The 18,610-nt window shown below is 72.8% G+C and carries 15 protein-coding genes; 9 read left to right on the forward strand and 6 right to left on the reverse strand.

All coding sequences use genetic code 11. From position 1 onward, the window contains the following. Positions 1-7: 7 nt before the first annotated feature. Entirely contained in the window at positions 8-433 is a 426-nt protein-coding gene (locus WMF26_RS48045) for a type II toxin-antitoxin system VapC family toxin (protein WP_437998173.1), read from the forward strand. 117 nt (positions 434-550) lie between these two features. Here WMF26_RS48045 and WMF26_RS48050 read toward each other — a convergent pair whose 3' ends face one another. Next, the gene (locus tag WMF26_RS48050; protein WP_437998174.1) at positions 551-1,570 is read right to left on the reverse strand and encodes a hypothetical protein; all 1,020 of its coding nucleotides are present in this window, start codon (positions 1,568-1,570) and stop codon (positions 551-553) included. Between the two features lie 101 nt (positions 1,571-1,671). Next, a complete protein-coding gene (locus WMF26_RS48055) occupies positions 1,672-2,379 on the reverse strand; it encodes a hypothetical protein (protein ID WP_437998175.1) in 708 nt (235 codons plus the stop codon). Positions 2,380-2,616: 237 nt separating this feature from the next. Between WMF26_RS48055 and WMF26_RS48060 the strand changes: the two genes are divergently transcribed. The 4 genes from WMF26_RS48060 to WMF26_RS48075 all read left to right on the forward strand — a co-directional run bounded on the left by WMF26_RS48060 (position 2,617) and on the right by WMF26_RS48075 (position 6,656). After that, positions 2,617-3,162, forward strand: coding sequence for a hypothetical protein (locus WMF26_RS48060; protein ID WP_020741727.1), 546 nt, complete (start codon positions 2,617-2,619; stop codon positions 3,160-3,162). 11 nt (positions 3,163-3,173) lie between these two features. After that, positions 3,174-3,671 carry a hypothetical protein gene (locus WMF26_RS48065; protein WP_437998176.1) on the forward strand — a complete coding sequence of 166 codons (498 nt, stop codon included), beginning with the start codon at positions 3,174-3,176 and terminating at the stop codon, positions 3,669-3,671. Positions 3,672-3,912: 241 nt separating this feature from the next. Further along, positions 3,913-5,553, forward strand: a complete 1,641-nt coding sequence (gene ffh, locus WMF26_RS48070) for a signal recognition particle protein (RefSeq protein ID WP_437570114.1) — start codon at positions 3,913-3,915, stop codon at positions 5,551-5,553. 11 nt (positions 5,554-5,564) lie between these two features. Further along, on the forward strand, positions 5,565-6,656 hold the full coding sequence (locus tag WMF26_RS48075) for a sugar-binding protein (protein WP_437998177.1): 1,092 nt from the start codon (positions 5,565-5,567) through the stop codon (positions 6,654-6,656). A 67-nt stretch (positions 6,657-6,723) separates the two neighbouring features. On the opposite strand, the gene WMF26_RS48080 is transcribed toward WMF26_RS48075, so the two are convergent. Further along, a complete protein-coding gene (locus tag WMF26_RS48080; RefSeq protein WP_437998178.1) occupies positions 6,724-7,665 on the reverse strand; it encodes a BON domain-containing protein in 942 nt (313 codons plus the stop codon). Positions 7,666-7,974: 309 nt separating this feature from the next. Further along, entirely contained in the window at positions 7,975-9,108 is a 1,134-nt protein-coding gene (locus WMF26_RS48085; protein WP_437998179.1) for a sugar ABC transporter substrate-binding protein, read from the reverse strand. Positions 9,109-9,592: 484 nt separating this feature from the next. Between WMF26_RS48085 and WMF26_RS48090 the strand changes: the two genes are divergently transcribed. The 4 genes from WMF26_RS48090 to WMF26_RS48105 all read left to right on the forward strand — a co-directional run bounded on the left by WMF26_RS48090 (position 9,593) and on the right by WMF26_RS48105 (position 16,034). After that, a complete protein-coding gene (locus tag WMF26_RS48090) occupies positions 9,593-11,584 on the forward strand; it encodes an ABC-F family ATP-binding cassette domain-containing protein (protein ID WP_437998180.1) in 1,992 nt (663 codons plus the stop codon). A 63-nt stretch (positions 11,585-11,647) separates the two neighbouring features. After that, positions 11,648-11,908 carry a hypothetical protein gene (locus WMF26_RS48095; RefSeq protein WP_020741734.1) on the forward strand — a complete coding sequence of 87 codons (261 nt, stop codon included), beginning with the start codon at positions 11,648-11,650 and terminating at the stop codon, positions 11,906-11,908. Positions 11,909-11,963: 55 nt separating this feature from the next. Further along, on the forward strand, positions 11,964-13,499 hold the full coding sequence (locus tag WMF26_RS48100) for an Eco57I restriction-modification methylase domain-containing protein (RefSeq protein WP_437998181.1): 1,536 nt from the start codon (positions 11,964-11,966) through the stop codon (positions 13,497-13,499). Between the two features lie 273 nt (positions 13,500-13,772). Next, positions 13,773-16,034: a S46 family peptidase gene (locus tag WMF26_RS48105; protein WP_437998182.1), complete on the forward strand. Its 2,262-nt coding sequence runs from the start codon at positions 13,773-13,775 to the stop codon at positions 16,032-16,034. A gap of 45 nt (positions 16,035-16,079) precedes the next feature. Here WMF26_RS48105 and WMF26_RS48110 read toward each other — a convergent pair whose 3' ends face one another. Next, entirely contained in the window at positions 16,080-17,600 is a 1,521-nt protein-coding gene (locus tag WMF26_RS48110; protein ID WP_437998183.1) for an ATP-binding cassette domain-containing protein, read from the reverse strand. Positions 17,601-17,884: 284 nt separating this feature from the next. Further along, positions 17,885-18,586 (reverse strand): DJ-1/PfpI family protein, encoded by a 702-nt coding sequence (locus WMF26_RS48115; protein ID WP_437998184.1) that lies wholly within the window; start codon positions 18,584-18,586, stop codon positions 17,885-17,887. Positions 18,587-18,610 lie beyond the last annotated feature (24 nt).

Below are 18,610 nucleotides of genomic sequence, written 5' to 3' on the forward strand. Positions count from 1 at the left end.
TTCCGGGATGAGCTTTCTGATCGACACCAACGTGCTATCGGAGATGCGCAAGAAAACGCGCGCGAACAGCAACGTTCTCCGGTGGTCGGCGCAGAACCGTGCGAGTGAGCTGTTTCTGTCGGCGCTGGTCATCGGCGAGGTCCGACGTGGCATCGAGGGGGTGCGCGCGCGGGATCCCGTTCAGGCGGGAGCGCTTGATGCGTGGCTCGGCACGGTCATCGTCTCATTCGGTCCACGAGTCCTTCCCGTCACTGTGGAGATCGCAGACGCCTGGGGGCGGCTCTCGGTCCCCGATCGGTTGCCCGAGATTGACGGCCTGCTCGCCGCCACGGCCATCGTGCACAACCTGGTCCTTGTTACGCGCAACACGCGCGATGTCGCTCGGACCGGTGTGCGGCTGCTCAACCCCTTCGAGCCTGTGCCTCAGGGTTAGCGCAGGGCTCGATCGCCAAGACAAGACCATCTCGGTCCGCACGACAATTCGAGGTATGCCGCCTTGACGCCTCTACGCTCACCCGTGCGGCAGGGAGGGAGTGCGCGCGCAGTGACGCTACTCCGACGCCCTTCCGTCGCGCTCCTTGATTGTCGCTGTGGGGCCACTCGCACTCGCCTCGGCGTCCGAGGGTTCTGTCGCGATTCCCGTGGCCGCTGAGGCGGTTTTCGGGGCTTCGTTGGCGGTTTCTTGAGCCGTTGAGGCGGTTTTCGGAGCCTCGGTGGCGGTTTCTCGAGCCGTTGAGGCGGTTTTCGGAGCCTCGGTGGCGGTTTCTTGAGCCGCTGAGGCGGTTTTCGGAGCCGGGGTGGGGGGGGCCCCGGCCGTCGAGGCGGTTTCCGCAGCCGGGGTGGGGAGGGCCCCCGCCGTTGCGCCCGCCTCGGCCGCCGGCGCCGCCTCGGCCGCCGTCGCGGCCCCCTCCGCGCGCGTCGCCGCTGCCGCGGTCCTGGGCGCCTTCGCTGCAGCAGCCTTCGGCGCCTTCGCCGCCGGCGCCGGCGCCGCGGTCGCCGCCTCGCCGCCCGCCGTCGCCTCCGCGGCCTTCTCCGGCGCCGCTGCCGCCTTCGCCGGTGCCGCCTCCGCCGCCTTCGCCGGCGCCCCCGCCGCCTTCGCCTTCTTCTCCTTGGCCGCCTTCGCCTCGAGCGCGCCCGCCGCGATCGGCTCCCGCTTGCCGTGGCCGACCGCGCGCGGATCGCCGTACGGGAACGCCGCGCTGCCGCTCGCGTCGATCGGCTTGCGCGGCGCCTCCGGGTCGGTCGCCGGGCTCGGCGGCGGCGCGATTGGACGCGGCGCGCGCAGCCGGTTGCCCGGGCCGGCCTGCGTCCAGACCTGCACGTCGCCGAGCACGCGCGTCCGGTTCGCCATCCGCCGCTGGCCCTTCGCGCCGCGCAGCCGCTCCAGGAAGGTCGGCGGCGACGTCGCGCCGGGCTCCCCCTTCACCCAGCACGTGTAGTCGCCGATGCCCGTGCCCCGGAACGTCTCGCGGCAGACCGCGATCCCGAGCTCGGCCGCGATCTCGCTGAGGAGCCGACCCGGCTCGGTCTCGACCGTCCTGTGCTCGTTGACGAAGGTGACCTTGGGCATCGCTGGACGGGCAGCGTCCTGCTCCCCCGCGGCGAGCGCGTCAAGAACCGCCGCTCGCGTCCCTCGCGTCCTTCGCGTTCCTCACGCGCCTTTCGCGTCCCTCACGCGCCCTTCGCGTCCCTCGCGTCCCGCACGCGATGGAGCACCCGCGCGATCCCGAACAGATTCCAGCCCGCGAACCCGAGGAACAGCGCGAACAGCGCGACCGCCCAGCGCGACGCGCGCGGCGAGCTGCCGTCGATCAGCAGCCAGGCGTCGTCCGTGACGGCCGTCCCCGTCTGCTCCTCGACCTCGGCGGCCAGGCGCGCGTGCCGGATGCCCGCGGCCTTGAACGGCACGAGCCGCCCGGCGAACGAGCTCGGCGGCACGAACCGCGGACCCTCGAACCCCTCCGGCACCCGGATCTCCACCCACAGCCCCGGGTTGCCAGCCACCGGCGCCAGCCGGAACGAGTCGCCCTCCGCGGCGCGGCCGTACCGGATCGCCCCGCGCGTCCCGAGCAGGCCCACCGCCCGCACGTACCGGTTCGCGAGCTCCGCCGTGGGGCGCAGCGGCGCGAGCTCCCCCACGTCCACGGGACGGCCGGGCGACAGCGCGTAGCGCGCCTCCCCGAACAGGGCGACCGCCATCCACAGCGCGGCCACCGCGGTCACCGCCATCAGCACCACCGTGACCGTGCGCTCCTGCCGCGGCGGCGAAGGCAGCGCGAGCAGCTCCGGATCCGGCCCCGTCACGTCGAGACCAGCGCCGCCCGGACCGCGCGGGCCGTGCGTCATGGATTCCAGGGTCGAGGTCGGGTCGGTGGGCACGCTTCGCCGAGTATACAGCCGGAGCGCCGGCCGCGGTGCAGGGAGCCGCGCCGCGCGCTCCCTCCTCATCCATCCCGCATCCATCCCGCGTCGCGCGCGGCCCGTCCCATCTCGCGCGACGCGGGATGGGACGAGGGCGCGGGCCTCGCAGCACCCCGTCCGAGACAACCCGCGCCCGGCGCGGTTCCGGTCGACGCGCGCTTGCCCGCCCGCGGCGGCTTGCCTAGCCTAGCCGCGATGGCCTCGAAGAACGACAGCTCCATCGTCTGCCCGTCGTGCGGCGCGAACAACGCCTCGGTGACGGCGAGCGGGCGCTGCGTCGCGTGCGGCGCCCGGATGGGCTCGCTGCAGCCTCTCCGCGACGCCGACCTCGACCGCCACCGCCGCTACCAGCAGGAGGGCTTCTCGATCCTCTGGTGCCTCATCGCCCTCGTCCTCCAGAGCGTGCTCACCGCGGCCCTCGTCGGCGGCCTCCCCATGATCGTGCAGCAGCTCGACTTCGAGGGGTCCAACGGGATGATCGTCGCCATCCCCGTCTGGTTCATCGGCGGCGTCCTCCTCGGCATGATCTCGCCCGGCAAGACCTTCCTCGAGCCGGTCGTCGCCTCGTTCCTCGTCGCGATCCCGACCGTCTTCTACCTCCTGCAGAGCCAGACCGTCCGGACGATGCCGCTCTTCATGTACGTGATCATGGCGCTCATCGGCGTGCTGTTCACGCTGATCGGCTCCTACCTCGGCGAGCGCATCCAGATGGGCCCGCCCCCCCCGAAGCCGGCCGACTGAGGGCGCCCGGCGTGACGGCGAGGCCCGGCGCGACCAGGAGCGCAGGCGCAGCAGGGACGGCAGCGTGGCGGGCCGCGGCGGCAGCGCGGCGGGCCGCGGCGGCGCTCGCCGCGGTCGCCGCCCTGGCGGTCGCCGCCGGGTGCGGCCGGTCGGCCGAGGAGCAGGAGGCGGACGCGCTCCTGCACGCCATCGACACCCTTCGCAACGCCCCCAGCGAGCCGCGCGCGGGGCGCGAGGCGCTGCTCGCCGAGCTCGAGCGGCAGCCCGCGTCGACCCCTCCGGCCGCGAGCGCCAGGGACACGTGCGCGCGGGCCTACCGCCTGCTGCTCGAGGCGACGGCCGCCGAGGCGCGCGTGCGCGCCCTGCTCGAGGCGCCCGAGGGGCCCGCGGCGCTGTCCGATCTGACCGACCTCGCCGCGGCCGACGCCAAGGTCAAGGAGAGCGCCGAGGTCATGCCGAGGTGCGCCGAGGCGCTCGCGGGCCTCCGCCGCGCCCGGCGCGGGATGTGACGGCCCACGTCGAGGCGCTCGCGGGCCTCCGCCGCGCCCGGCGCGGGATGTGACCGCCGGTGGCGCGGTGCTCGCGGGCCTCCGCCGCGCCCGGCGCGGGATGTGACGGCCGGCGCCGCGGCGCGCGGTGCGTCGTGGGGGCCCGCGCGGTGCGTGGGGGGCCCGCGCCGCCGAGAGAGATCGCTTCCGGATCGGGCAAGGGATCCGCGCTCGCGGTCCCCTGTGCTAAGACCGCCCTGCCATGTTCGACACGCTGACACGGGGCTTTCGTCAGGCCAGAAACCGCCTCGCCGGGCTCACGGAGCTCACCGAGAGCAACATCGACGCCGCGCTCCGCGAGGTGAGGCTGAGCCTGCTCGAGGCGGACGTCGAGATCGGGGTGGTCAAGGCGTTCCTCGCCCGGGTCAAGCAGGCCGCGGTCGGCCGCACCCTGGAGACGCGCGTGAAGCACGCCGGCGAGGTCCACCAGGTCTCGGCGAGCGACCACTTCATCAAGATCTGCCACGACGAGCTCGAGGCGATGATGACCCACGAGGGCGACGAGATCGCCTGGGCCGACGGCGGGCCCACGGGCATCATGATGGTCGGCCTCCAGGGCTCCGGAAAGACGACGAGCTGCGCGAAGCTCTCGCGCTACCTCGAGAAGCTGGGGCGCAAGCCGCTGCTCGTCGCCGCCGACATGCAGCGCCCCGCGGCCGTCGAGCAGCTCAAGGTGCTCGGCGAGCAGCTCAAGATCCCCGTGTTCAACCTCCCCGGCGAGTCGCCGGTCGCGATCTGCGCCGCGGCCCGGGGCGAGGCGAAGCGGCTCGGCCGCGACGTCATCATCTACGACACCGCCGGCCGCCTCGCGATCGACGAGCCGCTCATGCAGGAGCTCGCCCAGATCAAGGAGGCGACGTCGCCGGAGAACATCTTCCTCGTGGTCGACGCGATGATCGGCCAGGACGCGGTGAAGACGGCGCGCGGCTTCAACGAGCGGCTGTCGATCAGCGGCGTCGTCCTGACGAAGCTCGACGGCGACGCCCGCGGCGGCGCGGCGGTCAGCATCAAGGAGGTCACGGGCGCGCCGGTCCTCTTCAGCGGCATCGGCGAGACGGCGGACAAGTTCGAGCCGTTCCGCGCGGACGGCATGGCGAGCCGCATCCTCGGCATGGGCGACGTCGTCGGCCTGATGCAGGACTTCGAGGAGGTCGTCGACCAGAAGAAGGCCGAGAAGGACGCCGCGCGGATGCTCCAGGGCGACTTCACGCTCGACGACTTCCTCGACCAGGTGCGGATGATCCAGAAGATGGGGTCGCTGAAGGACCTCGTCGACAAGCTGCCCCTCGGCGGCATGTTCCCGGGCGGCCTGCCGCAGGACGTCAACCTCGACGACCGGGAGCTCGTCCGCATCCAGGCGATCATCCAGTCGATGACGCCCTTCGAGAAGGGCGACCCCTACGCGCTCGTCCGCGAGCCGAAGCGGGTGGAGCGCATCGCCAAGGGCTCGGGCTCGAAGCCCGAGGCCGTGAGCGAGCTCGTCCAGAAGTTCCTGTTCATGCGCCAGATGATGAGCGGCCTCGGCCAGAACATGGGCCTCATGGGCAAGATCCCGGGCATGAAGCAGATGGCCATGGCCAAGAACATGCGCGAGATGCAGAAGCAGATGATGGCCGGCGGCGGCATGCCCGGGATGGGGATGCCGGGCATGGGCCTCCCGGGCATGGGCTTCCCGGGGATGGGCTTCCCGGGCATGGGGATGCCGGGCATGGGCGGCTTCCCGGGCGCCGGCGCCGGGGGCCCGACCCTGACGAAGATGAAGACGCTCAGCGCCAGCGAGCGCAACGCCAAGAAGGCGCAGCGCAAGCGCGAGCGCGACGCCCGCAAGAAGGGGCGGAAGTAGCGGCGGTCGCGATGCGCCGCCCCCGCAGCCAGCGGCGCTCGGTCGACGAGGCGCGCGAGGCGCACGACGCGGGCGCGCGCCGGCGGGCCCTCGGCCTGGTGGCCGCGGTGCTCGCCGCCTCGTGCTCCCGCGGCGGCGGGGGCGAGCAGGACGCGGCGCCCGCCGGGTCCGCAGGCCGGGCGCCGGCGAGCAGCGGCGCGGGCGCCGGCCAGGGCCAGCGGAGGGCGCCCGCGGCCGTGAAGGAGCTCGAGGTGCGCAAGCTCTCGCCCGGCGCGGCGGTCACCATCGACGGCCGGCTGGACGAGCCGGCGTGGCAGGCGGCGGCGAGGACCGGCCCGTTCGTCAACGTGGGCACCGGCCGGGAGGATCCGTCGCTGCCCACGCAAGGCGAGGCGCGGCTGCTCTGGGACGATGCGTTCCTCTACGTCGGGTTCGACGTCAGCGACGCGACGATCACCGGGGGATTCCCGCAGGACGCGCGGGACCCGCACCTGTGGGAGCGGGACACGGTCGAGGTGATGATCGACCCGGACGGCGACGGGGACAACAAGGACTATTACGAGATCCAGATCAGCCCCCAGAACCTCGTCTTCGACTCTCGGTTCGACGACTACAACGCTCCGAGGGGCGGCCCGAGCGGGCCTTTCGGCCATCAGGAGTGGAGCGCGGGGCTGACGAGCGCGGTGACGCTGAGGGGGACGATCGACGACGGCTCGGACCAGGACCGAGGGTACGTGGTCGAGGCGAAGATCCCGTGGAGCGCGTTCGCGAAGGCGAAGGCGGCGCCGCCGTCGCCGGGGGACGCGTGGCGGATGAACTTCTATGCCATGCAGAACAACGGCGGCGCCGCGTGGTCGCCGATCCTGGGCGAGGGGAACTTCCACCGGGCGCGGCGGTTCGGGCGGGTCCGGTTCGTCGGGGCCGGGGGCGAGGCGAGCGGCGCGGGGGCGCCCGCGCGCGACGCGGGCCCCGCGCCCGTGACGGCGCCCGCGCGCGACGCGGGCCCGGCGCCCGTGACGGCGCCCGCGCGCGACGCGGGCCCGGCGCCCTCCGCGCCGGCCGGTCCGAAGCCGGGCTACCGGGCCGATCCGCCGGACCGCTGAGCTGCGGAGCCTCGCAGTCGTCAGCGCTTCGCGCGACCGGGCCGCGGCGCCCGCCCGGGGCGCGGGCTCAGATCCGCGCCGCGTGGCTCGCCGTCGGGCGAGACGCGCCCTGCTGCGTGCCCGCCAGCGCGGCATCGCCCATCGTGCCCGCCGTGGCGGTCGAGCGGCTCGTCGGCTCGATCGCCCGCTGGACCCGGATCCGGTTGTGCACGTCCTCGACGCCCCGCACGCCCTCGGCGACGTGCTCGATGATGCGCTTGTGGTGGCGCTCGGGCACCGTGCCCTCGAGCGTCACCTCGTTGTTCTCCACCCGGACCGTGACATCGCTCACGTCGATGTCGCCGCGGTCCGAGAGCATCTCGCAGATGTCCTCCTGGATGCGCGCGTCCGAGCGCTTGTAGCCCTTCGGTCCACGGCCGAACGCGCTGCGCACGCGATCTCCGACCTTGTGGAGCGCGTGGCTGACGCCCTCCAGCGCCGAGTGGCCGGACTCGCGGGCCGTGCGCGCTAGATCGTGGCTCTCCCCGTAGTACGGGCCGTCGCGCCACGCCTGATCGACGTGGGCATCGGGGCTCACGACGCGGGTCATGCCGAGGTGATACGCGCCGCCGAGGTTGAAGCTGTACGCGCTGGCCGCGGGGGGAAGGGGATTGCCGCCGAAGCTCCAGCCGCGTTCGCGGCCGCCGACGTAATCGCCGCCGCGGTCGTCATGGGGAAAGCCGCATTCCTGGTCGTCGAGGCCACGGTCGCCGCCGGCGAAGCGACCGTCATCGAGAGAGCGGCCCAGGTCGTCGCGCTGCGTCGCGGGCCTGTACGCGCGACCGTGCTCACGATCCCAGTCGCGGTGGTCGCGCGTGGCGGCCCCGTGGTCGTAGATCGGGAGCGCGCGGCGGCGCTCGTCGCGAGCCCAGCCGCGCTCGGTGGAATGGCTCCGCTCGTCCTCGTAGCGCTGCTCCCAGCGCCGCTCATTCCGTCCGTAGTCCGTGTCTCTATCGAATCGATCTCGCATCCTGTGCCTCCTTTCCTCCTTGCGAGCCATGGGCGTCAAACACGCCTCCGACGCGCGACTGCGCTGCGCGGCAGATCTCGCCACCCTGATAGCGTGGAGCACGAACATGGGTCGCGTCGGCGCCCGCTGCTACCGGGGAGAACCCTTCGTCTCGCGCCGGGGTGATCCCGAGGACGGCAAGTCACCGGATCAGCACAGAAGAGGCTGCTTTGAGGGATGGACTTCCCCGGCGCCGCCGGCAGGACCCCGGGAGCCGCGCCCGAGCACGCGCTAGGTGCCGCGCGGGGTCCTCCTTGAATGGCGACGTCGCTACTGCTCTGCGCCGATCTCGCCGAGGAAGTCGTTGTAGGCGCCGACCTGCTTCGACAGGACCACGCCGACGCCGAGGTCGAACAGGCTGCCTTCGACGAGCTGCGGCGCGAGGATCTGCTTGACCGCGTCGAGGCCGATGCTCTTGATGCCGTAGACGATGTAGGGACCGAGGTACCCCTCGTAGTACTGCCGCTGGACGTGCGTGGCCCTGATGCGACCCTGGCGCATGTACTCGGCGGTCTGCGGCGCGAAGTCGAAGGTGACGATGGGGAGGCCCGTCGCGCGCGCGGCGTCCGCGGCCAGCACGCATCGATACGAGTCGCTGAACATCCCGATCAGGCCCACGACGGGCGGGTCCGCGTCCTCGATCTGGCCCCTCATCACCTCGACGTCCTTGGCTTCGTCATCATAGATGGACTGATGCACGATAACGTCGTAACCGGCTTTCTCGAACACGTCCCTGGCGCCGTCGGTTCGGCGGACACCGTCGAGCCAGATCGGGTCGGCCCAGCCGTGGATGAGCACCGTGCCCGGCGGCTTGGGCAGCATCCGGAGCAGGGTGTCCCCCGCCGCCTTCCCGGCAGAATAGCTGCGTATCCCGACGTAGATCGAGCGGTTCGAGCCCGCCAGATCGGTGTCGAGCGTCACCACGGGGATCCCCTCCGCGATGGCCTCGTCGAGCGCGGCCGCGTTGCCTTCGCCGAAGGGCGTGATGGCTATCCCCTCGGCGCCCTCCGCCAACGCACGTCGTATCTGCTCCGTCTGGAACTCCGTCAACTGCTCTTGATCTGGCGAAGCATCGGTGGACCCGAGCACGTTCCCCGTGGCCCTCCCGGAGGCCCCGAGCTCACCCATGGCCCGGTTCGCGCCCGTGGCGATCGGCGCAAAGAAGTCGTGGAGGGACTTCAGCAACACCGCGATCTGCATCGGCTGGATCGAGCTCTTGTTGATCTCGGCGACGAGCTCGTCGATCGTCGCCTCGATCTTCTCCGGAACGAACTCGTTCGGAGGGAGCGGTACTCGCTTGATGGGTGCGGCTGTCTGCGCCGCGTCCGTATCGCTCGCGCCGCACGCCGCCGTCATCAGCGCGAGCCCGATGGCGGCTGCCCAACCTCGCCCAGTCATCGTCATGAGTCCCCTCCTGATGCGTCGCCGCTCGTTCGTACGTGGCTCGTACGGTCGCGCGCGCTGCCCTCGCGCGCAGATCAGACCTGCAACGACCTCAGAGACACGGCATCACAGCGAGGAGCGGCCTGTCAAGTAGCGCCCAGGGAAGAAACTTCAGATCTGGATTGGGGATCACGTAAAGCTGCTGTGGAAACCCGTGTGGCCAGGATCCATCCTGGGAGACCGCGGTACGTGTACGTGGTTGGCGGCTCCTCTGCCAGCGTCACGGCGCCGCTCGTGGACACCGCCATGAGCGGCTGAGTCGCAGCGGCGCGCGCCTCGGGCCCCCAGCCGGCGGGCGCGCGGCCGAGCGAGGCGAGCAGCCTGCGCAGCGGCGCGCCGGCGAGGTGCCGCGCCGCCGCCCGCGCTCGCGGCGCGCGGGGCGGTGACAGCGCCCTCGCAGCAAAGCGGGCCCATGCGGCGGCCGCTGCGCTAAGCTCCGCGCCCTGTGCCCGTCCTCACCGCTCACGATCTCCACAAAGCCTTCGGCCCGCAGACCATCCTCGACGGCGTCTCCGTCACCATCCGCACGGGCGAGCGCGTCGGCCTCGTCGGGCTGAACGGCTCCGGCAAGAGCACGCTCGCCCGCATCCTCGCGGGCGTCGAGCAGCCGGACGGCGGCACCATCTCCCGCCGCCGCGGCGCCGAGATCGGCGTCCTCTCCCAGGACCCGGTCTTCGAGCCGTCCGACACCGCGCGCGACGTCGTGCTCGCCGGGCTCTCCGCGTGGCACGCCGCCAAGGCCCGCCACGACGAGGTGAGCCGCGCGCTGGCCGCCGGCTCCGGCGACGCCGAGGCGCTGCTCGCCGAGCAGACCGAGGCCGCGGCCGACGTCGAGCGGCTCGGCGGGTGGGACATGATGCACCGGGTCGACGCCATCATCGGCCACGTCGGCGTCACCCGGCCCGACGCGCCCATGAGCGTGCTCAGCGGCGGCGACCGCCGGCGCGTCGCCCTCGCCCGCCTGCTCGTCTCGCGACCGGCCCTCGCCGTGCTCGACGAGCCCAGCAACCACCTCGACGTCGAGACCGTCGAGTGGCTCGAGCGCTACCTCGTCGAGGAGCACCCCGGCGCCCTGCTCCTCATCACCCACGATCGCTACCTGCTCGACCGGGTCGTCGAGCGCACGCTCGAGATCGACAAGGGCAAGGTCTACAGCTACGACGGCGGCTACGAGGAGTACCTCGAGCAGAAGGCCGAGCGCCTCGCGCTCGAGGCGCGCACCGAGTCGAACCGGCAGAACTTCCTGCGCACCGAGCTCGAGTGGCTGCGGCGCCAGCCGAAGGCGCGCACCGGCAAGCAGAAGGCGCGCATCCAGCGCGCCGAGACGACCAAGGCCGCCCCGCCGCCGAAGGCCGAGCGCACCGCGCAGCTCTCGGTCGAGTCGGTGCGCACCGGCAAGACCATCCTCGAGCTGAAGAAGCTCGGCCTCGCGGTCGACGGCAAATGGCTCGTGCGCGGCCTCGACTTCTCCCTGACCAAGGGCGAGCGCGTCGGCATCGTCGGCCGCAACGGGACGGGCAAGACAACGATGCTCCGGGCGATCCTCGGCCAGCTCGAGGCCGGCGAAGGCGGCGCGGCGCCCGCCGACCCGCGCGGGCCCACCATGGAAGGCGAGGTCGTGCTCGGGAAGAACACGAGCGTCGCCTACTTCGACCAGCACCGCAGCGGGCTCGACCTCGACAAATCGATCTTCGAGAACATCGCGGGCTCGCACACGCGCGTCGAGGTCGGCGGCCGATCCATGGACGTGCGCAGCTACCTGGAGCGGTTCCTCTTCGATCCGAACAAGGCGCGGCAGCCGGTGGGCTCGCTCTCCGGCGGCGAGCGGGCGCGGGTCGCCCTGGCGAAGATGCTCACCCAGAGCGTCAACGTGATCATCCTCGACGAGCCCACGAACGACCTCGACGTGATGACCCTGGCCGCGCTCGAGGAGATGCTCATCGAGCTCGACGGTTCGGCGCTGGTCGTGACCCACGACCGCTGGTTCCTGAACCGGGTGGCGACCTCGATCCTCGCGTTCGAGGGCGGCGGCCGGGTGGTGCGGTACGCGGGCAACTACGACGCCTACCGCGAGCAGCGCGCCCACGCCGCGGCCGAGGCGGAAGCGGAGGCGGCGGCGCGGGCCGCGAAGGCGCAGGCCGCGGAGCCCCGGCCCGCGCAGGCGGCGGCGAAGCCCGCGGCGCGGGCCGGCGACAAGCCGAAGCTCACGTTCGCCGAGCGGACCGAGCTCGAGGGCATCGTCGGGCGGATCGACGCGGCCGAGCAGAAGGTCGCCGAGCTCGAGGCCAAGCTCGCCGATCCGACGCTCTACGCGAGCCGCGGCGCGGACGTCGCGGGGCTGCTCGCCGAGCTCGATCGCGAAAAGCAGGAGGCCGCGCGCCTCGTCAGCCGGTGGGAGGAGCTCGAGACGAAGCGCGAGGCCGCCGGCAAGGGGTGACCGGCCGCGCGGGCCCATGCGACGGCCCTTGTCGGCGCTCCGCCGCCCGGCGACCATGGCCCCATGATGACCGTGTTCGAGGTGGTCCTCGCCCCGGGGACAGGCAGCGCCGACCTGCTCAGCGCCGAGGTGCTGCGCGAGACCGGCGCGCAGATCATGACGCTCCAGGAAGCGGAGGCGGTCGGCTTCCAGGGCCTCAAGGCGCTGGACGGCGCCGGCGACGTCCGGCTCATCGCCGTGCGCGCGAGCGACGCCCCCTGGATCCACCGCTGCCTGGAGACCAGCGGGGCGGTCGTCTCGTTCCGGGCCCACCAGGTCGACTGAGCCGCCCCGGCGCGACCCGCGCGACCGGCCCCCCGGCACTCATGGCGGCCAGCCGATGAGCGCAGCCCGAGAGCTCCGGCGCTCGCCGCCGGCGTCCCTGCTCCAGACGGTCGATCGCCACCGAGCGCAGGCGTCCCTGCGCCTCGACCCCGCCCGGCGCTCCGAGCTCGGCCAGTTCCTGACGCCCCCCCGCCTCGCCTCGTTCATGGCGTCGCTCTTCCAGCACCTCGGCGGGTCGGTCCGCGTCCTCGACGCCGGCGCGGGCGTCGGCTCGCTCACGGCGGCGCTCGTCGCCGAGGCGTGCGCCCGGCCCGACCCGCCGACGGACATCGTCGCCGTCGGCTACGAGCTCGATGCCGCGCTGGTAAAGTATCTTTCCCAAGGCATGCGCGCGTGCCGCGACGCCTGCCGCGCGGCGGGCATCGCGTTCCACGGGCGCGCCGTCCGCGCCGACTTCATCGCCGCGGCCGTCGAGGAGCTCTCCTTGCCTGGGCCGCGCGCGGGCTTCACCCACGCGATCCTGAACCCGCCCTACAGGAAGCTCGGCGCCCGCTCGGCGGCCCGGCGCGCGCTGCGCCGCGCCGGGATCGAGGCGAGCAACCTCTACGCCGCGTTCCTGGCGCTCGCGGTGCGCGTCCTCGAGCCCGGCGGCGAGCTCGTCGCCATCACGCCGAGGAGCTTCTGCAACGGCCCTTATTTTCGCGCCTTCCGCGAGCTGTTCCTGCGCGAGATGTCGCTCTTCCGGGTGCACGTCTTCGAGTCGCGGACGGCGGCGTTCGCGGAGGACGACATCCTGCAGGAGAACGTCGTCGTCTGCGGCGTGAAGGGCGCGCCGCCGGGCGCCGTGCTCGTCTCGTCGAGCAACGGCCCGGACGACGGGCCGATCGCGGCGCGGGTGGTCCCCCTCGCCGAGGTGGTGCGGCCGGGCGACCCGGAGCGCTTCATCCACGTCGTCCCGGATCAGGCCGGGAAGGACGTGGCGGACGCGTTCGCGCGGCTGCCCGCGCGCCTCGCCGATCTCGGCCTCTCGATCTCCACGGGCAAGGTCGTCGACTTCCGCGCTCGGGCGCTCCTCCGCACGGACCCCGCGGCGGACACCGCGCCGCTCATCTACCCCGCGCACCTCGACGCCGGCGTGGTCCGCTGGCCGAGGCCCGGAAAGAAGCCGAACGCCCTGGTCGATTGCGCCGCGACAGCCCACCTCTGGATGCCGAGCGGGACCTATGTCGTGGTCAAGCGCTGCTCCTCGAAGGAGGAGCGCCGGCGCATCACGGCGGCCGTGTTCGATCCGGAGGTGGTGCCCTGCGCGCGCGTGGGCTTCGAGAACCACCTCAACGTCTATCACCGGGGCGGCGCCGGGCTGCCGCCGCTCCTCGCCCGCGGCCTGCGCGCGTTCCTGAGCTCCACGCTCGTCGACACGTATTTCCGGCAGTGGAGCGGCCACACGCAGGTCAACGCCGCCGACCTCCGGCGGCTCACGTACCCCGCCGTGGCGTCGCTCGAGCGGCTCGGCGCCCGCACCGGCGATCGCGCCCTCGGCCAGCGCGAGATCGATCGCGCCGTCGAGGAGGCGCTCGGCGCGGGCCCGTGAGGCGCCCTCCCCGGCGGCGGCCCGCCGGCATGCCGTGAATGCCAGTCCGGCGCCGGACGCAGAGAACATGGCGTTTCGGCGGGCGCGCCGAAGCCGGCGAACCTCGCCTTCGGGGACATCGACGAGAGCCGGTGTCCATCGCCACGAGGGGAATGCTCTCTCCGAGGAAAATGGCGAGTCTCCTGCGCGCGCGTGGCTCGCTTCACCGCATCTTCTGCTGTGCGAAAGATGCGGTGTGGTTGCTTTATCGACCGGCGATGGTAACAACACCGCATGTTTCATTCCTCTCTGCGTGGTCACGCGCTCCTCGCGCTCTTCGCTCTCTCCGCGCTCGCGCCGGGCTGCGGATCGGAGCGGCCGCAAGCGGGCGATACGAAGCCGCCGGCCTCGGGGCCCGGCCAGGGGACGCCGTTCGAGAACCCCGGCGGAATGTGGATGCCCGAGCAGATGGCGCAGCACAAGGACCAGCTCGAGGCGCTCGGCCTCGAGATCGATCCGGCGTCGCTCACCGATCCCACGGCGTCCCCGCTCGGCGCGGTGGTGAGCCTCGGCGGCTGCTCGGCGTCGTTCGTCTCGCCCGACGGGCTCATCGCGACCAACCATCACTGCGCCACGCGGGCGCTCCAGTACAACTCCACCCCGGAGCAGGATCTCCTGACGAACGGCTACCTCGCGAGGACCCGCGCCGAGGAGCGGTGGGCCGGCCCCACCGCGCGCGTCTTCGTGACCCGCGCCTTCCGCGACGTCACCGGCGAGGTGCGGCGCGGCCTCGAGGCGATCTCGGGCGATCTCGAGCGGTATGAGGAGATCGAGCGGCGCAAGAAGCGGCTCGTGGCCGCGTGCGAGGAGGGGCGCCCGGAGCTCCGGTGCTCCATCGCCGAGTATTTCGGCGGCGGCCAGGTCTCCTTGATCGAGCAGCTGGAGATCAAGGACGTCCGCCTCGTCTACGCCCCGCACGAGGCCATCGGCAACTTCGGCGGCGACATCGACAACTGGCGCTGGCCGCGCCACACCGGGGATTTCACCTTCTTCAGGGCCTATGTCGGCAAGGACAACCGCCCCGCGAGCCACGCGGACGACAACGTGCCTTACCGCCCGGCGCACCACCTGAAGCTCGCCTCCGCGCCGCTCCACCAGGGCGACCTGGTGATGGTCGCCGGCTACCCCGGCACGACGAACCGGCTCCGGACCGCGGCGGAGGTGGAGTCCGCCGTGTCGTGGCAGTACCCGAAGCGGGTGTCGTTCTACGAGGAGTCGATCGCCCTCCTGGAGGGTCTCGGCAAGAACGACCCGGCGGTGCGCATCAAGGCGCATACCACCATCCAGGGCTACAGCAATTACCTGCTCAAGACGCGCGGACTCCTCGAGGGGCTGGTCCAGGGCGGCCTGGCCAAGGAGAAGGCCAAGCTGGAGGGCGAGCTCAAGGCCTGGATCGACGCCGACCCGGAGCGCAAGGCGGCCTACGGCGGCGTGATCGAGAAGATCGCCGCGCTGCACGACGACCAGCGGAAGACGCGCGACCACGACGCGGCCGTGGGGGAGATCCTCTCGTCCGCGAGGCTCCTCGACGCGGCGGTGACCCTGGTGCGCATGGCGGAGGAGCGGTCCAAGCCGGACGCCGAGCGCGAGGCCGAGTACCAGCAGCGCAACTGGGAGCGGCTCGAGCAGGCGCAGGTGTCGCTGCAGAAGTCCTACGACCGCGCGATCGACCGGAGCACCTTCAAGCTGGCCCTGAAGCGCGCGCTGCGGCTCGATCCGAAGGACAGGCCGGCGCTCGTCGGGAGCCTCGCGGGCGGGGTGCCGCCGACCGAGGCCGCCCTCGGCGCGGCGGTCGACGCCCTCTATGAGAAGACGGCGCTCGAGGACGCGGCGACCCGGGTCAAGCTGCTCAAGACGGCGACGACCGAGGAGCTCAAGGCGAGCGGCGATCCGATGATCCGCCTGGCCCTCGCGCTCGCGCCCGTCGACAAGGCCATCGAGGCCCGCGACAAGGCCTACGCCGGGGCGATGGCGCTCGTGAAGCCGCGCTTCGTCGAGGCGCTCCGCGCGTACCGGGGCGGCATGCTCGCGCCCGACGCGAACGGCACCCTCCGCATCACCTACGGCACGGTGCGGGGCTACCGACCGGAGCTCGACAAGCCGGTCTATCGACCGTTCACCGTCCTCAGCGAGGTCGTGAAGAAGACCACCGGCAAGCCGCCGTTCGACACCCCGGAGCCCCTGCTCGAGGCGGCCCGCGAGCGGCGCTTCGGCCCGTACGTGGACGACGATCTCGGCGAGATCCCGGTCTGCTTCCTCAGCGACCTCGATATCACCAACGGCAACTCCGGCTCCGCCACGCTGAACGCGCGCGGCGAGCTCGTCGGCCTCGCCTTCGACGGCAACTACGAGGCGATGGCCTCCGACTGGCTCTTCATGCCGTCGATCACCCGGACCATCCACGTCGATCACCGCTACATGCAGTGGGTGATGGACGCGGTGTCCGGCGCCGACGCCGTGCTCAAGGAGATGGGCGGCTCGCCCGTCCTCCCGTAACTCAGCCCGGGCGGCGCCGGCGCGCGATCCGATGCGACCGCATCGTCACGCGCCGGCGTCGTCGGACGAGACCCGCACCTCGCCCTCGGCCACCGTCCACAGGATCGACGTGCAGCTCCTGCCGAACGCCCGGTCGTGGGTGACGAGGAGCAGCGCGCCCGGGTAGTCGGCGAGCGCGCGCTCCAGCCGCTCGATCGAGGGCAGATCGAGGTGGTTGGTCGGCTCGTCCAGCACCAGCGCCCACGCGTGCTGCCCGAGCCCGAGCGCGATCATCAGCTTGCGCGCCTCGCCCGGCGACGGCCGCGCCGACGCGAGCAGCCGGCCCGGCTCCACCCCGAGCGCCGCCACCAGCGACATCACCCGTCCGCGCTCCTCCGGGGGCAGGCGCCGCGCCCGCGCGAGCAGCGCCTGCTCCTCCGCCTCGCCGAGCTCCTGCGGCACATAGAGCACCTTCTCGGCCGGCACCCGCGCGCCCTCGAGCAGCGCCTTCACCAGCGTGGTCTTGCCGCTGCCGTTCGGGCCCGCGACCCGGATGCGGTCCTCGCGGCCGACGCTGAGCCGCACGTCCCGGAGCAGCGCCCGCCCCTCGCCGCCGGCGCGGATCTCGGGCGCGTCGAGCACGAACAGCCACGGCGCGGGAGACCGCTCGTAATCGACGAACACGCTGCGGCCCACGGCCTTCTCGAACTCGAACTCCCCCGCCTCGGCCGAGACCTTCTCGAGCTTGCGCCGCGTCACGCCCACGGTGCGCGACAGCCGCGCCTCGGCCGCGGCCACCCGGATGCCCGCGAGCATGCCGCGGGCGTCGTGATCGCGCGGGCCCTTGACCCGGTTCTTCGTGCTCCGCTCCGCGTCGGCCGCGGCCTGCGTCCGCCGCTCCTCGCCGAGCCGGCGGCGGAGCTGCCGCTCCTCGGCGCGCAGCCGCTGGTGCGCCTCCTCGCGGCCGCGCGCCTCCGACTCCCAGAGCTCCTTGGCCGCGCTGTACCCGCCGGGGTAGAGCCGCGCCGCGGCCCTGTCGACCCGGATCGTGCCGACCGTCAGCGCGTCGAGGAGCTCGCGATCGTGCGAGACGCACGCGCCGATCCCCTGGAATCCGCCGAGCGCGACGACGAGCAGCGCCCGCGCGTCCGCGTCGATGTGGTTCGTCGGCTCGTCGAGCAGGAGCACGTCCGGCTCGGCGGCGAGCGCCGCGCCGATCTGCCACCGCTTGCGCTCGCCCGGCGACAGCGTGGCCCAGCGCTCGAGCTCCGCCGGGTCGAGGAGGAGCTCGCCGCGCAGCCGGCGCGCGAGGCCGTCCTCGGCCTCGGCGAGCGCGCGGATCGCCGCGTCCGCGTGCTCCACGGCCTGCGGGCAGACCGCGATCGTCGCGCCGCGCGGCTCGACGCGCAGGCCCCCGGCGTCGGGCTCGAGGTCGCCGGCGAAGAGCCGGAGCAGCGTGGTCTTGCCGGCGCCGTTCGGCCCGACGATCCCGTACCAGCCGGGCGTGAGGCAGAGATCGACGTCGGTGAGGATCGGGGACGCGTCGGAATAAGCAAAGGAGAGGCGGTGCGCGCGCAACGACGACATACAAGCTCCTGAATCCGAGGGCCACGCGGCCCGGTCACGGGACGGGCGGGCTGCGCCGCGCGCCAGGGCTCATGCGACCTGGCGCGCTCGCGACCCGCGACGGAGACCGATTCAGGAGCTGATCTTCACCGGAGCACTCTCCTCTTGCGTCAGCCGCACTCTGTAACAGACGGACCTGGCTCACGCAACCTCCGCCCCGTCGGCGGTGCGGCGGCGCGGCGTCGCAAGGGCGCGCGCGGCGCCGCAAGGGCGCGCGTCAGGCACGTTCCCCCGCGGACAGGGCCTCAGGGAAACAGCTTTGCCGCGAGCTCGGGCTTTCCGGCCAGGAGCTCCCGCAGGCTCGGGGTCACGCTTTCGAGCAGCGCGGGCCCGAGCTTCGACTCCTCGACCCAGCGCCAGTCGATGGGGCCGAGGGGCGGCTCGGGGTCGTACTCGATGAGGCTCTGGATCGTGCGCGCCACCTCGTTGCCCGCGAGCCGCGCGACAAGGGCGAGCGCCATGTCGATGCCCGCCGACACGCCCGCGGCCGTGATGACGTTGCCGTCCTCGACCCACCGCTTGCGCACCGGGACCGCCCCGAGGCGGCCGAGGTGCTCGAGGAAGGTCCAGTGCGTGGTCGCGCTGCGCCCCTCGAGCAGCCCCGCCGCCGCGAGGATGATCGACCCGGTGCACACCGAGCCGAGCACCTCGGCGCTCCTCCCCGCGGCGCGCACGTACGCCATGAGCCTGTCGTTCGCGATGGCCTTGATCGGGCCGGCGAGGCCGCCCGGGACGACGAGCCCGAACGGCGCCGGAACCTGGTCGAACGTCCGCTCCGGCTGCGCGCCGAGGCCTACGTCGGTGGGCACGGGCTCGAGCCGCTCTCCGACGGTGACGACGTCGAACGCGCCGAAGCGCTCGAGGTTCTTGATGACCTGGAGCGGCCCGACGAGGTCGAGCAGCGTCATGTCCGGATACACGAGGAACGCGATCTGCCTGGGTTGCATGGGCCCTCCGTGGTGGGTTGGCGA

Source organism: Sorangium sp. So ce185 (assembly GCF_051526825.1).
Classification (GTDB): domain Bacteria; phylum Myxococcota_A; class Polyangia; order Polyangiales; family Polyangiaceae; genus Sorangium; species Sorangium cellulosum_D.

Excerpts from the sequence above, each read along its gene's own strand:
- WMF26_RS48045 (WP_437998173.1), top strand. The coding sequence starts at position 8 with ATGAGCTTTCTGATCGACACCAACGTGCTATCGGAGATGCGCAAGAAA.
- WMF26_RS48050 (WP_437998174.1), bottom strand. The coding sequence starts at position 1,570 with ATGCCCAAGGTCACCTTCGTCAACGAGCACAGGACGGTCGAGACCGAG.
- WMF26_RS48060 (WP_020741727.1), top strand. The coding sequence starts at position 2,617 with ATGGCCTCGAAGAACGACAGCTCCATCGTCTGCCCGTCGTGCGGCGCG.
- ffh (WP_437570114.1), top strand. The coding sequence starts at position 3,913 with ATGTTCGACACGCTGACACGGGGCTTTCGTCAGGCCAGAAACCGCCTC.
- WMF26_RS48075 (WP_437998177.1), top strand. The coding sequence starts at position 5,565 with ATGCGCCGCCCCCGCAGCCAGCGGCGCTCGGTCGACGAGGCGCGCGAG.
- WMF26_RS48080 (WP_437998178.1), bottom strand. The coding sequence starts at position 7,665 with ATGCGAGATCGATTCGATAGAGACACGGACTACGGACGGAATGAGCGG.
- WMF26_RS48085 (WP_437998179.1), bottom strand. The coding sequence starts at position 9,108 with ATGACGATGACTGGGCGAGGTTGGGCAGCCGCCATCGGGCTCGCGCTG.
- WMF26_RS48095 (WP_020741734.1), top strand. The coding sequence starts at position 11,648 with ATGATGACCGTGTTCGAGGTGGTCCTCGCCCCGGGGACAGGCAGCGCC.
- WMF26_RS48100 (WP_437998181.1), top strand. The coding sequence starts at position 11,964 with ATGAGCGCAGCCCGAGAGCTCCGGCGCTCGCCGCCGGCGTCCCTGCTC.
- WMF26_RS48105 (WP_437998182.1), top strand. The coding sequence starts at position 13,773 with ATGTTTCATTCCTCTCTGCGTGGTCACGCGCTCCTCGCGCTCTTCGCT.
- WMF26_RS48110 (WP_437998183.1), bottom strand. The coding sequence starts at position 17,600 with ATGTCGTCGTTGCGCGCGCACCGCCTCTCCTTTGCTTATTCCGACGCG.
- WMF26_RS48115 (WP_437998184.1), bottom strand. The coding sequence starts at position 18,586 with ATGCAACCCAGGCAGATCGCGTTCCTCGTGTATCCGGACATGACGCTG.